The organism is Pseudomonas sp. Irchel 3E20 (genome assembly GCF_900187645.1).
Taxonomy (GTDB): Bacteria; Pseudomonadota; Gammaproteobacteria; order Pseudomonadales; family Pseudomonadaceae; genus Aquipseudomonas.
The window spans coordinates 17849-31961 of record NZ_FYEE01000011.1 but is presented as its reverse complement, the minus strand read 5'-3'; the positions used below and the strand labels follow the sequence as shown (position 1 = coordinate 31961).

Annotated in this window: 13 protein-coding genes; 6 read left to right on the top strand and 7 right to left on the bottom strand. The window is 65.6% G+C overall.

What is annotated here, in order from left to right; genetic code table 11:
• Nucleotides 1-49 precede the first annotated feature (49 nt).
• A complete protein-coding gene (locus CKW13_RS18695) occupies nt 50-1252 on the top strand; it encodes a DUF3142 domain-containing protein (RefSeq protein WP_095110359.1) in 1203 nt (400 codons plus the stop codon).
• Nucleotides 1239-3374, top strand: a complete 2136-nt coding sequence (locus CKW13_RS18690) for a hypothetical protein (RefSeq protein WP_095110123.1) — start codon at nt 1239-1241, stop codon at nt 3372-3374. Before CKW13_RS18695 ends, CKW13_RS18690 begins: the two co-directional genes overlap by 14 nt.
• 76 nt (nt 3375-3450) lie before the next feature.
• Here CKW13_RS18690 and CKW13_RS18685 read toward each other — a convergent pair whose 3' ends face one another.
• Genes CKW13_RS18685 through CKW13_RS18660 form a run of 6 tightly spaced genes read right to left on the bottom strand, consistent with a single transcriptional unit; the run spans nt 3451 to nt 9169 of the window.
• A complete protein-coding gene (locus CKW13_RS18685; RefSeq protein ID WP_095110121.1) occupies nt 3451-4383 on the bottom strand; it encodes a phosphatidate cytidylyltransferase in 933 nt (310 codons plus the stop codon).
• The gene (locus CKW13_RS18680) at nt 4384-5004 is read right to left on the bottom strand and encodes a 1-acyl-sn-glycerol-3-phosphate acyltransferase (protein ID WP_095110119.1); all 621 of its coding nucleotides are present in this window, start codon (nt 5002-5004) and stop codon (nt 4384-4386) included. It lies immediately after the preceding gene.
• Between the two features lie 9 nt (nt 5005-5013).
• Entirely contained in the window at nt 5014-5454 is a 441-nt protein-coding gene (locus tag CKW13_RS18675; protein ID WP_095110118.1) for a hypothetical protein, read from the bottom strand.
• Nucleotides 5444-6781 carry a phosphatase PAP2/dual specificity phosphatase family protein gene (locus CKW13_RS18670; RefSeq protein ID WP_095110116.1) on the bottom strand — a complete coding sequence of 446 codons (1338 nt, stop codon included), beginning with the start codon at nt 6779-6781 and terminating at the stop codon, nt 5444-5446. Before CKW13_RS18670 ends, CKW13_RS18675 begins: the two co-directional genes overlap by 11 nt.
• The gene (locus CKW13_RS18665) at nt 6778-8535 is read right to left on the bottom strand and encodes a bifunctional alpha/beta hydrolase/class I SAM-dependent methyltransferase (RefSeq protein ID WP_095110114.1); all 1758 of its coding nucleotides are present in this window, start codon (nt 8533-8535) and stop codon (nt 6778-6780) included. Before CKW13_RS18665 ends, CKW13_RS18670 begins: the two co-directional genes overlap by 4 nt.
• A 10-nt stretch (nt 8536-8545) precedes the next feature.
• The gene (locus tag CKW13_RS18660; RefSeq protein WP_095110112.1) at nt 8546-9169 is read right to left on the bottom strand and encodes a CDP-alcohol phosphatidyltransferase family protein; all 624 of its coding nucleotides are present in this window, start codon (nt 9167-9169) and stop codon (nt 8546-8548) included.
• Between the two features lie 290 nt (nt 9170-9459).
• Here CKW13_RS18660 and CKW13_RS18655 point away from each other — a divergent pair, with 290 nt between their 5' ends.
• The 4 genes from CKW13_RS18655 to cfaB all read left to right on the top strand — a co-directional run bounded on the left by CKW13_RS18655 (nt 9460) and on the right by cfaB (nt 12677).
• Nucleotides 9460-9714: a hypothetical protein gene (locus tag CKW13_RS18655; protein WP_095110111.1), complete on the top strand. Its 255-nt coding sequence runs from the start codon at nt 9460-9462 to the stop codon at nt 9712-9714.
• Between the two features lie 68 nt (nt 9715-9782).
• Entirely contained in the window at nt 9783-10622 is an 840-nt protein-coding gene (locus CKW13_RS18650) for a DUF692 domain-containing protein (RefSeq protein WP_095110110.1), read from the top strand.
• Nucleotides 10619-11404 (top strand): DUF2063 domain-containing protein, encoded by a 786-nt coding sequence (locus CKW13_RS18645; RefSeq protein ID WP_095110108.1) that lies wholly within the window; start codon nt 10619-10621, stop codon nt 11402-11404. The genes CKW13_RS18650 and CKW13_RS18645 overlap by 4 nt, the downstream gene beginning before the upstream one ends.
• A gap of 88 nt (nt 11405-11492) precedes the next feature.
• Entirely contained in the window at nt 11493-12677 is a 1185-nt protein-coding gene (gene cfaB / locus CKW13_RS18640; RefSeq protein ID WP_095110106.1) for a C17 cyclopropane fatty acid synthase CfaB, read from the top strand.
• Here cfaB and cls read toward each other — a convergent pair.
• Complete coding sequence (cls, locus tag CKW13_RS18635) at nt 12674-14113, bottom strand: cardiolipin synthase (protein ID WP_095110104.1); 1440 nt, start codon at nt 14111-14113, stop codon at nt 12674-12676. The two genes, cfaB and cls, sit on opposite strands and share 4 nt — an antisense overlap.

Sequence of the window (14113 nt, the reverse complement as noted above, 5' to 3'; positions counted from 1 at the left end):
CGAGCAGGCTCGCTCCCTGAGGGTGTTTTTCTTTTCGCTCAAGGCCCCTATGTTCACCTCCCTTTTCCTTCGCGGCCCCGCCCTGGCGGCGCTGTTTGCCTTGCTCGGGGCGTGCAGCCCTGTAGACGCACCGCCCCTGGACCAACAGCTCTACGTCTGGCAACGGCAATGGACCGCTGCCCACGACGAGGCGCTGGCCCACACCCGTGATGACTTTTCCACCCTGCGCGTGCTGGCGCTGCAAGCCTTCCCCGGGGACGGCTGGCGGCGGGCGCGGGTTGAGGGTGCGCTGCTCAAGCGCGATGGCCGCCCGCTGATTGCGGTGATCCGCCTCGACGGCCAGTTGCCGGCGCTTGATTCTCAGGACATCACCGCGCACATCCAGCAACTGCTGGCCGACTGGCAAGCCTTGGGCCTGAACGTGACGGGCGTGGAAATCGACCACGACGCCGGCAATGCGCGGCTGGCGGGCTACGGGGCGTTTCTCCAGGGCCTGCGCGCCAGCCTGCCGCCCAGGTTGAAGCTGAGCATCACCGCGCTGCCCGCGTGGCTGGCCAGCCCCGACCTGCCGGCGTTGCTGCACAGCGTGGACAGCAGCGTGCTGCAAGTGCACGCCGTGAGCCGCCCAGAGCTGGGGCTGTTCGACCCGGCCCAGGCGAAAACCTGGGCCGCAGGCTGGAGCCGCGTGACCGACAAACCCTTCTACCTGGCCTTGCCCGCCTACGGTGTGGGCCTGCTGACCAGCGGCAGCGGCGCCCCGCTGGTGGAAAGCGAAGTGCCTCTGGAGCGCCCTGGCCAGCGCCGCGAATTAATGGCCGACCCCGTGCAACTGGCCGCCCTCGCCGCGCAACTGCGCCAGGCACCGCCGGCCCATCTGGCGGGGTTGATTTGGTTCCGCCTGCCGCTGGCCGGGGATCGCCGCGCCTGGAGCTTGGCGACCCTGCGCGCCGTGGCGCGGGGCGATGCCTTGCACAGCCCGCTGCAACTGCACCTGAGCGAGCGCGCCGGGCTCTATGACATTCGCCTGGGCAACGACGGCAACCTCGACAGCCCCTTGCCCGAACGCCTGGAACTGGCGGTCGGCGAATGCGAGGCGGTGGATGCCCTGGCCGGCTACGCCGTGCAACGAAACCCCGGACAACTTGTCTTTACCCGTCTGCAACAAGGCCGTTTGCCAGCAGGCGCCTCGCGCGCTATCGGCTGGGCCCGCTGTACAAAAATCGATCAAGGAGCTTCACATGTTCGTCTCTAAATGGCCGCGTCACCTGCTGTGCCTGAGCCTCAGCCTACCGCTGGGCACGGCGCTGGCCTGCGGGCCGGACTTCCCCATGCGCCTGCTGGACAACCGCGGCGCGACGCTGGGGCAATTGCCCGAAACCGAGTTCGGCAATGAAATCACCCGTTTGGGCCAACGCATCCCCGGGTTGAAGGACGCCAGTGCCCTGACCTACAACCCCGACGAAAGCTACTACGCCGCGCCCACCGACCAGGCTGCGCGGGACAAGGCCGAGCAATTGGGCCTGACCCCGCCGCAGCAGGCATTGGTGGGCCGCTTGCGGCAATTGAGCGATGCCCGCGAAGTCGAGGCGCAAGGCGCGGGCCTGCCCTATGAATTGAGCTTCTACACCGCCGGCGCCGTGGCGTTCGCCGCCGGCGACCATGAACTGGCCGCCGCCTACCTGCGCAAAGTGCTGGCGCTGCCCAGCGAGTTGCGCCCGCTGCGCAGCACCTGGGCCGCTTATTCCCTGGGCCGCGCGCTGTATGCCTTGAGCCTCGATGACAGCGAACCCCTGCACCGCGCCCAGTTGCGCAGCCAAGCCATCCAGGCGTTCGAACAGGCCCGGCAGATGAGCATCGAAGGCCTGAGCGACCCGCTGGAACTGGGCGTGGCCAGCCTCGGTGAACAGGCCCGCGTGGCCAAGGCCAGTGGCGACTGGAACGGCGCCATCGGCCTGTACGCCGCGCAAAACCTGCACGGCTCAGCGGTGGGCTACAGCTCCCTCAAGCAAGTGGCAAGCGAACTGCGTGCCTTGCCCTCCGAGCAATTGGCCCAGCAACTCCAGGGCAAACCGGTGCAGACCCTGCTCACGGCATCCCTTATCAGCCGCTTGGGCTGGTCGTTCGGCGACCAACCCAGCGGCGAAAAAAACCTCATCAAGCTGCTGCAAAACAGCACCCAGGGCAGCCTGGAAAACGCCGATCGCCTCGCGGCGTTGAACTACCAGCAGGGCGACTACGCCCAAACCCAGGCCTTCCTCGAACACGCTGGCGACAGCGGCCTGGCCTGGTGGCTGCGGGCCAAACTGGCGTTGCGCGCCGGCGATAAAAGCGCCGCCGCCAGCGCCTATGCGCAAGCGGCCAAGGCCTTCCCCCAGGAAGAGTCGTGGGGCCTGCAACGCGGGCCGGATGGCGACCTGGAATCGCTGCAACCGCGCTGCCGGGTGGAAGGCGAGAGCGCGATCCTGGCCCTGGAGCGCGGCGATTACCTGCAAGCCTTCGAGCAGCTCTATCGCAGCCAGGATGTCTATTGGTTCGACGCCGCCACCGTGGCCGAGCGGGTGCTGACCCTCGATGAACTCAAGCAGTACGTCGATGCCCAGGTGCCGGCGCCGCCGCAATTGAGTGACGAGGACCGCGCCAACTATGTGCCGCTGCCGGTGGCGGCGCGCCTGCGTAACTTATTGGGGCGGCGGATGATGCGCGAAGGGCGCTTCGACGAGGCACTGGCCTACTTCGCCGACCTTGAGGTGCGCGGTGCGGCCCAAGGTTATGGCGAGTTGCGGCGCGAGGCCGAGTCCAGTTGGCTGCCTGGCAGCCGCGCCCCGGCGTACTACTGGGCGGGCACTTTGGCGCGGGACCACGGGATGGAGTTTTTGGGCTATGAAATGGCCCCGGACTTCGCCTCGCTCGATGGCGGCTTCAGCCTGGGCGGCGACGCGCTCGTGGCCGGGGATTTTGTCAGTGCCGGCGAAGTACAGCGCCATCAGGCCAGCGCCGCCCAACCGGACGAGCGCTACCACTACCGCTGGGTCGCCGCCGACCTGGCCAACCGCGCCGCCGACTTCCTGCCCCACACCAGCCAGGCCTTTGCCGCCGTGCTATGCCACGCAGCCACCTGGACCCGCGGCAGCGAACAGGAGAAAACCTACTACCGCCGCTACGTGGCCCAAGGGCCTTACGTGTGGTGGGCGGAGAACTTCGGCTCCCAATGCCAGGCCCCGGATTTCAGCGGGATCAACCAGCGCTACGTGACCCAGGCCGTCGGCGAGGTGCGCGCGCAACTGCGGCCGTACAAAACCTGGGTGACCTACGGTGGTGTAGGGGTGTTCGTCGCGGCGGGGCTGTGGCTAATCAGCCGGCGGCGTAAGGCTTGAGGCCCCTTCGCGAGCGGGCTCGCTCCCACAGGGTTGTATGGCCGCTGTGGGAGCGAGCCCGCTCGCGATAGCGCCCTCAAGTCCACCAATAGCGCACCAGATGAAAGAAGATCGGTGCGGCGAAGCACACCGAGTCGAGGCGGTCGAGCATACCGCCGTGGCCCTCGATCATGTGGCCCCAGTCCTTCACCCCGCGGTCGCGTTTGATCGCGGACATCACAATGCCCCCGGCGAACCCCAGCAGGTTGATAAGCAGGGCGATGAGGAACGATTGCCACGGGTTGAACGGGGTGATCCACCACAACGCCGCGCCGATCAGCGACGCCAGCAGCACGCCGCCGACAAAGCCTTCGACGGTTTTCGACGGCGACAACCGCGGGGCGATCTTGCGTTTGCCAAACAGCTTGCCGCACACGTACTGGAGCACATCCGAGAGCTGCACCACGATCACCAGGTAGGCGATCAGCAGCAGGTTGCGGCCCTCGTACCCGGCAATGTCCAGGGTCAACAGCGCGGGCACGAATGACACGCAGAACACGGCGATCATCAGCCCCCACTGCACCTTCGACGCGCGTTCCAGAAAGTGCGTGCTGTCACCGCCCAGGGACGCGAGGATCGGCAGCAGCAGGAACACGTAGACCGGAATGAAGATCGAAAACAAGCCGTACCAGTCGAAGTAGATCAGCAGGTATTGCAGCGGCAGGGCCAGGTAGAACGCGGCCACCAGCGCCGGGTAATCGCTGCGCCGGGTGGGGGTGAGGGTCATGAATTCGCGCAGGGCGTAGAACGACACCGCGTAGAACAACAGGATCACCGCACTGGTGCCCAGCCAGAAGGCGATGCCGATCACCAGCACCATCACCCACCAGGCGTTGATGCGGGCGTTGAGGTTGTCGATCACCGGGTTGGGCGTGCCACGGTTGCGCAGTTTCAGCAGGCCGCCGATCAACGAGGCCAGCAGCAGAATCACGCCGATGCCGGCGAACAACAGTTGGGTTTGCTTATCCATTTACGCCTGCTCCGGGGCCAGGGCTAGCAGCGCATCGCGGCTGCGGGCCAGAAACTGCTCTTTGCTTTCGTCTTCGCCCAGGGCCAGCGGCGCGCCAAAACTCAGGGTGCACAGCAGTGGCAGGGGCAGCACGCGGCCCTTGGGCATGACGCGGTTGAGGTTGGCGATCCACACCGGCACCAGTTCGGCCTGGGGATAGGCCTGGGTGAGGTGGTAGAGGCCACTCTTGAACGGCAGCAAGCCGTCCTCCAGGTTGCGGGTGCCCTCGGGGAAGATAATCAGCGAATCGCCGTTTTCCAGGGCATCGAGCATGGGTTGTAGCGGGCTGCTGGTGGCGTCCTTGCGGTCGCGGTCCACCAGCACACCGTGGAACACCCGGTTGATGATGTAGCGGCGCAACGGGCTCTTGAGCCAGTAATCGCTGCCTGCCACTGGCCGCGTGGCGCGGCGCAGCGCCGGCGGCAGCGAGGCCCAGAGCAGGACGAAATCGCCGTGGCTGCTGTGGTTGGCGAAGTAGATGCGTTGCACCGGCGTCGGCGCGCAACCGAGCCACAGGCTGCGCGCCCCCGTGACGGTGCGTGCAGCGGAGGTGATGAGGGTAGCGACCAGAGGTTCGAGCATGGGCATTCCTTATCCGGCAAAAGACACAAGCAAACCCAGTGTGAGCAGGGCTTGCGCACCGACCGCCAGGGCCTGGCGCCGCAGCAGCGCCAGAGCGCCCCGCGTGCGTTCGGGCCACGGCCGCGCGGTGCGGGTGGGGGCGAGCAGGCCGAGGCTGACCAAGGCTTGATCGAGGTCGCGGGTTTTTTCCGCCAGCGCTTGCGGGTCGTCCGCCAGGCGCTGGAACAACTCGGCGTCGAAGGCTACGCGCAGGGCCCAGTACTTCTCCAGCAAGCCCAGCACCAGCAGCGCCGCGCTCCAGGCCAGCAGCCAAGGGTTGGGCGGCGCGAGCCAGGCCTGGGCCAACGCGCCGGCCACGGCCAGTACCGTCAGCGCCGTGGCCAGGTGATCCAAGCCTCTGCCTTGGCGCAGCAGGGCGGCAACGCTGAACAGGGTCATGTCAGTGGCCATGGGGTTTCTCCAACTGCGCGGCAAACTGCGCAAGCACCTGGCGATGGGCGGCGTGCAGCACCACCTGCGGGCGGGCGCGTTGCAACTGGATCAGCGCCGCTTCGACGCTGACGGCACGGCCACTGAACAGCAACCACGCCGCCACCGCGGTGGCACTGCGCGAGTAGCCCAGGGCGCAGCACACCAACAGCGGGCCCTGTTGGCGCAAGCGGTCGATGGCTTGCGCGGCGCTCAGGCACTGCTCGACGCTGGGCGGCGTCAGGTCCAGCACCGGCACGCTGCAATAAGCTACGCCACGGGCCGGCAGCGAGGCCTCGGCGCACAGGTCCAGCACCGCGCTGAAGGGGCTGGCTTGCAGCTCTGCCGGGGTGGGAATGCGCCCCAGCCACACGCCATCGACCACTTCATCGGGTTGCGGATGGGCGCGGGTCCATAGCCGCGAATTGATCCACACCGCGGCCAGGTACGGCGCCAGCAGCCAGCGCACGGCGGCGCTCAAGTTGCCATCGGCGCCTTTCTGAAAGCCTTCGGCGCCGAGCGCGGCGTAGTTCAGCGCCACCAGCAGCAAGGCCACGGCGGGCCAGATCAGCCACAGGCCCCAGCCGCCGAGCAACCCCGCCAGCGCGCCGAACAGCGCCGCGCCCAGGGCATAGCGCACGGCCAACCGGCGCCGCTGCGGGGCTGCGCTCAGGCGCAGGCGCGCCAGTGGGCTGGGCCGGTCCAGCGGCCACAGCCACACGCACAGCCAACCGGCGAGGGCGCCGGTGGGCACGTCGACGAAGTGGTGTTGGTAAGTGGTCAGCACCGATACGCCGATCAATGCGAACCAGCCATGCACCAGCCACCGCCACAGCCCTTGGGTGTGGCGCGCAAAGCACACCCACAGCACCACCAGCAGGGCGATGTGCAGGGACGGTGCCTGGTTGAACGGCTTGTCGAACCCCGTGAGCACGTCGAACAACCAGCCGAACACGCCGTCCAGTTCCGGGCGCTGGAAGGTGAAGCGCAACGGCCAGAGCAAAAAGCAACTCACCGCGATGGCTTGCGCGCTGAGCAGGCGCAAGGCGTGGCGCTTGAGTTCGGCGCGGCTGTTGGGCAGCAGCAGGGAAAAGCCGTAAAGCAGGTCGATGGACCAGTAGGGCACGATGGTCCAGGCCCAGAACGGCATATGGCTTTCCCAGGCGAACACCAGGCTCGGCACATCGCTGCGCTGGGCGGTGACCCACGTGGCGAAACCGTAGGTGGTGAAGAACAGCGGCGCCAACAGCAGCAGCCACAGCAGCGCCGGTTTGAACAGCCCGGGTTCGCGGGCAGTGGCGCCCATCATTGCACCCGCTGTGCCAGGGACACGCTGAAGATCCCCCATTCATCGACGCGCATGGTGAGTTTGCGAAAGCCCGCGGCTTCGACCAATTGGTCCATTTCCGCCTGGCTGCGGCGGCGCATTACCCAGGCCTGGCCCTGGCGGTGGCTGGTCAGGGCACGGGCGATCAGCTCCAGTTGCGGGTGCCACGGCTGGCCGGTGTACACCAGGTAACCGCCCACCGGTACCGCGTCGCCGAGCCCGGCCAGTGACTGGCCGACCATGGCGTTATCGGCGAACAACTCATACAAACCGGAAACCACCGCCAGGCTTGGCTTGGGCTCCAGGGCCGCGAGGTCGGCGCGGTCGAAGGCGTCGGCCTTGATGAAGCGGGCGATGGTGCCCAGGCCTTTTTCTTCGATCAGCGCGCTGCCGTCGCGCACGTTGATGTCGCTGTAGTCGCGCAACAGGATCGATTCGGGCAACGGGCTTACACCCTGCAAGGCTTCAAGGATGTAGCGGCCGTGGCCGGCGGCGATATCGACGATGCGCACGGCTTGCCCGGCGTCGCGCAGGCGTTGCATGGCCAGGCGTAGCAGTTCTTCGACGTGCAACTTGCGTTGGCGGATGCCGCGCCAGCCGATGGAGTTGAGGTAGTTCTGGTCGATCATCCGGCCCAGGGCGGTGTGCCCGGTGGGGCGGTTGCGGTAGACGTAATCCAGGGTGCTGCCGGAGTCGAAACCGGTGTCAAAACCCAGCTTCACCCCGGCCGACAGCTTGCTGCCCAGGCCCATGCTGGCGCGGGTCATGCGCCAGTACAGGTCGCGCAGTGAGTTGTGGGGCAGGGGCGCGGCCAGGGCTTCGGACTCGGCGCACAACACGCCAACGCGGTCGGCGTCCAGCAGGCTGGGGCGGCTCAGCGGGCGGGCGAAGTTGTGCAGGATAAAGCGCCGCGCACTGGCCACCGCCGAGGCGCGGTCGCGCTCGCCGAGGGTGTCGTGGAAAAAACCGGGGAGGATGTGCTGCTCTTTTTGCAGGCTGCCCAGGCGCTGGAAGAATTGCTCCTGGGGTTTGCGGTGCACGACGAAATCGCTGCCGGAAATCAGCAACTGGGTGGGCACCTGAATCGCCTGGGCGTCGGCGACCACTCGGTCGGCGGCCTCGTACAGGCCCAGCAGCACATTCACCGAGATCGCCTTGGTGATGAGCGGGTCGCTGTCGTAGCTTGCGACGCGCTCCGGGTCGTGGCTGAGGAAGCGTGCCTTGACGTAACTGTTGACGAAGAAGTTGCCGCGCAATTTGCGCATCAACGCCAGGCCCGGGCGAGCGAAGGGCACATACAACTTGACCTTGAAGGCCGGCGAGGCCAGCACTTGGGCGCGGATACGCGGCGCGTAGTCGTGCACCCAAGTGGCAGCGATCACCGCGCCGACGCTTTGCGCGATCACGGCGATGTTTTCTTCGCCAATACCGTGGCTGGCGCCCAGGTGATCGCAGAAGGTCTGCACGTCGCGCACGCTGGTGGCGAAGCTTGGGCTGTCGCCACGGGCGCCAGGGGACTGGCCATGGCCGCGGGCGTCCCAGGCGAAAAAGTCGAACCCGGGCAGGTCGAGTTCCTGCACCAGGTGGGCGATGCGCCCCGAGTGTTCGTGGCCACGGTGGAACAACATCACCGCTTGGCGCGGTTGCCCGGGTTCCTGGGTGATCGCGGGCCAATGGCGGTAGAACAGCTCTACGCCGTCGTGGGTGGTGAAGGTCAACTGTTGGGTGTCACGCATGGCGATGTCCTTATGCGCAAGGCTTGGCTTGGGAAGCTTCTTTGAGGCCCTCGCGGACCCGTTTGACCAGCGTCACGACCGACAGGCCGGCAATTGCCAGCAACAGGCCATTGAGCCAACCGGTGGAGTACCAGCCGAGGGCGATGGCGGTGGCCATGAAGCCGAAGAGAAAAGCGCGGTCGCTTTTGCCCGTGGGCCCGTCATAGCGGCGGCTGGCACCCACCATCGGGCCAAGCACACCGGCGTATTCGACGAACGCCGCCAACAGCGCGACGGCCACCACCAGCATCGGGCTGACCCCAGGCACCCAGGCGAACGGCAAGATCAGCGCGGCATCGGCCACCACGTCACACAGTTCATTGAGGTACGCGCCCAAGGGCGATTGCTGGCCGAATTCGCGGGCGAGCATGCCATCCACGGCGTTGAGCGCCATGCGCACAATCATCCACAGCGGCACCAGGGCGAACAGCCAAAGGTGATCGGCAAAGCAGGCAATCAGCACGCCGATCAGCACCGACACCACTGCGGCCAGCACCGTGACTTGGTTGGCGGTGGTGCCGTTGTCGTACAGGCGTTGTACCAAGGGGCGCAGCAGGTTCTGGAAGCGGGGCTTGAGTTGGTAGATGGAGAGCATGGGTTTGACCTTTCCTTGTCTTGCGCAAACGAGCGTGGATTATTGCCACAAATGCCAGGCACGCGGTGTTTAAAAACTACCAACGGTGGCGGGCTGTCAGTACGACGCTCGCTGGCGGGGAAAAGGCAGATCCACACGGCATTCAAGCCACAGAGCATTCGGAGCGTTCCACGTGGAACACATTTTTTCAGGGGCCTGTAACGGGCGGATAGGGCTTCTCTCTAGAGCTCTGTCGCAACCGAACATTGGGTTCGGTCGATTTACCAACGTCTTAATAGAGGATTCACCCCATGACCATCAAAACCACCGCTACTGGCGCCGCTCTCGCCTTCGCTGCTGCCACGCTATTTGCCGGTGTCGCCACCCAAGCTCAGGCTGCTGACGACGCCAAGGTGCATTGCTACGGTGTGACCTCCTGCAAAGGCATGAACGACTGCAAGACCGGCGACATCTCCTGTAAAGGCCAGGCAGCTTGCAAAGGCCAGGGCTTCAAGAGCATGACCAAGGCAGAGTGCGACGCAGCCGGTGGCAAAGTCGGCGAGTAACCCACACCTCGGTGGTGGCGCAGCGGCGAATCCGCCCCTGCGCCTTTTTTATTCAAGGAATTCCCCCCATGTCTGTTTCCCTTCCAGGTCCGGGCTACGGTCTGGGCCTGCGCAGTGCCTACTACGCGCAGATACTGGAGCAATCGCCGCCGGTGGACTGGTTCGAGATCGTCTCCGAAAACTACATGGTCCAGGGTGGCAAGGCCTTGTACTACCTGGACGCCATCGTCGAGCGCTACCCCGTGGTGATGCACGGCGTGTCCTTGTCCATCGGCGGGCCCCATGCCCTGGACCGCGATTACCTCGATCGCCTCCAGCACCTGGCCGAGCGCGTGCGGCCGGCCTGGGTGTCCGATCACCTGTGCTGGAGCCGTGGCGACGCGCACCAATTGCATGACCTGCTGCCGCTGCCCTACACCGAAGAAAGCCTGCACTACGTCGCCGCGCGGGTGCGCCAGGTGCAGGACGTGTTGCAGCGGCCCTTGGTGCTGGAGAACGTTTCCAGCTATGTGCGTGCAGGCGCCGACGAGTTCAGCGAGTGGGCGTTTCTCGCCGCCCTCAGTGACCTCAGTGGCTGTGAGCTGCTGCTGGACGTCAACAACGTCTACGTCAGCTCCCGCAACCATGGGTTTGACCCTTGGGCGTTTATCCAGGCCCTGCCGGCCCACCGCATCCGCCAACTGCACCTGGCGGGCCACAGCGACTATGGCGACTACGTGATCGACACCCACGACGCGCCGGTCAGCGACCCGGTGTGGGCGCTCTACCAACGCACCCTTGCGCACCTGGGGCCGGTGGCCACGTTGCTGGAGCGCGACGACCATTTCCCGCCCTTCGAAGAATTGCTGGCAGAACTGCAAACCGCCCGTGAACTGGGGCAAGCGGCATTGGCGGGGAGATCGCAATGAGCTTGAACGAATGGCAACAGGCTTTTGAACAGTACCTGCTGGGCCAATCGGCAACGGCCGCCCCGGCGCTGATTGGCAGCCTGATCGGCGGCCCGAGCCTGGACGTGAGCGGGGGGCTGGCGATTTACCACAACGCCTACCAGGCGCGGTTGCTGGAGGTGCTGCGCGGCGACTATCCGACCGTTCACCATTGGCTGGGGGACGAAGAGTTCGATCGACTGGCCCTGGCCTACGTGCGTCAGTCGCCGTCGGCGCACTTCAGCCTGCGTTGGCTGGGCCGGGGCTTTGCGCAATTCATCAAGCGGCATCTGGTGCCCGAGCAGAGCGCGCCGTTGGCAGAGTTGGCGCAACTGGAATGGGCTTTCACCCTGGCCTTTGATGCCCACAACGGCATGCCCTTGACCCTGGAACAGATGGCTCGCTTGCCGCCTGTCGAATGGCCGGGCCTGCGGGTACAGCGCCACCCCAGCGTGCAACTGCTTGAATGCCACTACAACAGCCTCGCCTTGTGGCAAGCGGTGAAGGCGCAAACCGAGTTTCCCGGCAGCCATCGTTTGCCCGTCGCCGAAACCTGCCTGGTGTGGCGCGCCGACCGCCACTGCCAGTACCGCAGCCTTGCCGGGCCTGAGGCGCGGGCCTTTTGTGCGATGGTCGAGGGGCGCTGGAGTTTTTCCGAACTGTGCTGCGAATTGGCAGTCACCTATAGCGAGGAGGCCCCGCTGCAAGCGGCAACGTGGCTCAAGCAGTGGGTGCACGATGGCCTGCTGCAACGCAGGGTCTGACCCGGTTTTGCGGCCAGTTCGTGAGCCGCTGTTTTTCCCGGATGGTCTACCCTCATTTTTCAGGTGTCTGACACAAGGGAGGTTTGCCATGCTCGCGCAACTACCGCCGGCCTTGCAGAATCTGCAGTTACCGCTGCGCCTTAGGCTCTGGGATGGCCACGAATTCAACCTGGGCCCGGAGCCCAGCGTCACTATCGTGGTCAAGGACCCGCAGTTGGTGACCCAATTCAACCACCCCAGCCTGGACCTGCTCGGGGCCGCGTTCGTCGAAGGCAAGCTGGAACTCGAAGGCTCGATCAATGAGGTGATCCGCGTTTGCGACGAGTGGAGCCAGGCCCTGGTGGCCGAAGACGAACATGGCCAACCCGTGCGCAGCCACCACGACAAGGCCACCGACGCGGCGGCCATTTCCTATCACTACGACCTGTCCAACGCCTTCTATCAGCTGTGGCTGGACAGCGACATGGCCTACTCCTGCGCCTACTTTGAAACCGGCAGCGAAAGCCTGGAGCAAGCCCAACAGGCCAAGTTCCGCCACCTGTGCCGCAAGCTGCGCCTGCAACCGGGCGATTACCTGCTGGACGTAGGCTGCGGTTGGGGCGGGTTGGCGCGGTTCGCCGCGCGGGAATTCGGCGCCCAGGTGTTCGGCATCACTCTGAGCAAAGAGCAACTGAGCATGGCCCAAGAACGGGTGGCGGCCGAAGGCCTGCAAGGCCAGGTCGAACTCAAGCTGCTCGATTACCGCGACCTGCCCCAGGACGGTCGCTTCGACAAAGTGGTCAGTGTTGGCATGTTCGAGCACGTCGGCCACGCTAACCTTGCGCAGTACTGCCGCACTTTGTTCGGCGCGGTGCGCGAGGGCGGGTTGGTGATGAACCACGGCATCACCGCCAAACACACTGACGGCCGGCCAGTAGGGCGGGGCGCGGGTGAGTTCATCGAGCGCTACGTGTTCCCCAATGGCGAGCTGCCACACCTGGCGATGATAAGCGCCGAAATCAGCGAGGCGGGGTTGGAAATCGTTGACGTTGAAAGCCTGCGCCTGCACTACGCACGCACCCTGGACCACTGGAGCGAACGCCTGGAAGACAACCTGGAAGCCGCCACCCGGCAAGTGCCGGAACAGGCACTGCGCATTTGGCGCCTGTACCTGGCCGGGTGCGCCTATGCCTTCGCCAAGGGCTGGATCAACCTGCACCAGATCCTCGCCGTCAAACCCCACGCCGACGGCAGCCATGAATTGCCGTGGACCCGCGACGACATCTACCGCTAGAGAATCGGCGAAATCAGCCGGGCGACCCGCATGCCCAGTTGTTGTAGGCGGTGGGTTTCCCGGCTTTCTTCCTTGGCGATTTCCCGGGCCTGGGCGAAGTCCTCGTTGAGCATGTGTTCCACCTCGCTGGCGAACGCCGGGTCGACGGTTAGCAGCATCACTTCAAAGTTCAGGCGAAACGAACGGTTGTCCAGGTTGGCGCTGCCGATGGCGCTGATTTCGTCGTCCACCAGCACCACTTTCTGGTGCAAGAACCCCGGCAGGTAGCGGAACACCCGCACCCCGGCGCGCACCGCTTCAAAGGCGAACAGGCTGGAGGCCGCGTACACCACCCGGTGATCCGGGCGCGACGGCAGTAGCAGGCGCACGTCGACGCCGCGCAGCACGGCCAGGCGCAGCGCCGCGAACACCGCTTCATCGGGGATGAAGTAGGGGCTGGTGATCCACACCCGCGTGGTGGCGGCGTGGATGGCTTCCACGAAAAACAGCGAGCAGGTTTCAAAGTCATCCGCTGGGCCGCTGGCCAGCACCTGGCAGAGCACGCCGTCATCCGGATAGGCCTGGGGCAGGATCAGCGGCGGCAGTTGCCGCGCGGCCCAGAACCAGTCTTCGGCGAACGACTCTTGCAGGCACGCCACCACCGGGCCGCTGACCTGCACGTGGGTGTCGCGCCAGGGTGCCAGGGGCGGTTTTTGCCCCAGGTACTCATCCCCCACGTTGTGGCCGCCGACAAAACCCAGCACGCCGTCGACCACCACAATTTTGCGGTGGTTGCGAAAGTTGACCTGGAAGCGGTTGAGCCAACCGCTGCGGGTGGCGAAGGCTTTGACCTGCACCCCGGCATCGCGCAGCGGCTGCACATAGGCGTGGGGCAGGGAATGGCTGCCGATGCGGTCGTAGAGCAGGTACACCGCGACGCCCTCGGCGGCTTTTTTCCGGAGCAGGGCTTGCAGGCGCCGGCCGAGGCGGTCGTCGTGGATGATGAAAAACTGGATCAACACCGCTTCGCGGGCCTGGCCGATGGCCTCGAAAATCGCCGCGAAGGTCGCCTCGCCATTGATGAGCAGGCGCACCTGGTTGTTCGCCAGGCACGGCATACGCCCAAGCTTGGGCATCGCCCGCAGCGAGGCGTAGGCGTTCGAGGCACGGGCGGCGAGGGCTTCTTCGATCCAGGGGCGCCAGTTCAGGGCGATGATGGCTTTGTGCATTTCGGTGTTGGCCTGGCGCCGCGCCTTGATGTAGGCGTCGAAGGTGCTGCGGCCAAAAATCAGGTAGGGCACCAGGGTGAAATAGGGAATGAAGAACAGCGACATGGCCCAGGCAATAGCGCCTTGGGCGGTCCTGACGGTCAACACGGCGTGGATCGCGGCGATCATCCCCAGAAGGTGAATGATCGCGATCAGATAGCCGAACACATGCGGGCCGAAGTAATCCAT

Excerpts from the sequence above, each read along its gene's own strand:
- CKW13_RS18665 (WP_095110114.1), bottom strand. The coding sequence starts at position 8,535 with ATGCGTGACACCCAACAGTTGACCTTCACCACCCACGACGGCGTAGAG.
- CKW13_RS18645 (WP_095110108.1), top strand. The coding sequence starts at position 10,619 with ATGAGCTTGAACGAATGGCAACAGGCTTTTGAACAGTACCTGCTGGGC.
- cls (WP_095110104.1), bottom strand. The coding sequence starts at position 14,113 with ATGGATTACTTCGGCCCGCATGTGTTCGGCTATCTGATCGCGATCATT.
- CKW13_RS18675 (WP_095110118.1), bottom strand. The coding sequence starts at position 5,454 with ATGGCCACTGACATGACCCTGTTCAGCGTTGCCGCCCTGCTGCGCCAA.
- CKW13_RS18695 (WP_095110359.1), top strand. The coding sequence starts at position 50 with ATGTTCACCTCCCTTTTCCTTCGCGGCCCCGCCCTGGCGGCGCTGTTT.
- CKW13_RS18690 (WP_095110123.1), top strand. The coding sequence starts at position 1,239 with ATGTTCGTCTCTAAATGGCCGCGTCACCTGCTGTGCCTGAGCCTCAGC.
- CKW13_RS18685 (WP_095110121.1), bottom strand. The coding sequence starts at position 4,383 with ATGGATAAGCAAACCCAACTGTTGTTCGCCGGCATCGGCGTGATTCTG.
- CKW13_RS18660 (WP_095110112.1), bottom strand. The coding sequence starts at position 9,169 with ATGCTCTCCATCTACCAACTCAAGCCCCGCTTCCAGAACCTGCTGCGC.
- CKW13_RS18670 (WP_095110116.1), bottom strand. The coding sequence starts at position 6,781 with ATGATGGGCGCCACTGCCCGCGAACCCGGGCTGTTCAAACCGGCGCTG.
- CKW13_RS18650 (WP_095110110.1), top strand. The coding sequence starts at position 9,783 with ATGTCTGTTTCCCTTCCAGGTCCGGGCTACGGTCTGGGCCTGCGCAGT.
- CKW13_RS18680 (WP_095110119.1), bottom strand. The coding sequence starts at position 5,004 with ATGCTCGAACCTCTGGTCGCTACCCTCATCACCTCCGCTGCACGCACC.
- CKW13_RS18655 (WP_095110111.1), top strand. The coding sequence starts at position 9,460 with ATGACCATCAAAACCACCGCTACTGGCGCCGCTCTCGCCTTCGCTGCT.
- cfaB (WP_095110106.1), top strand. The coding sequence starts at position 11,493 with ATGCTCGCGCAACTACCGCCGGCCTTGCAGAATCTGCAGTTACCGCTG.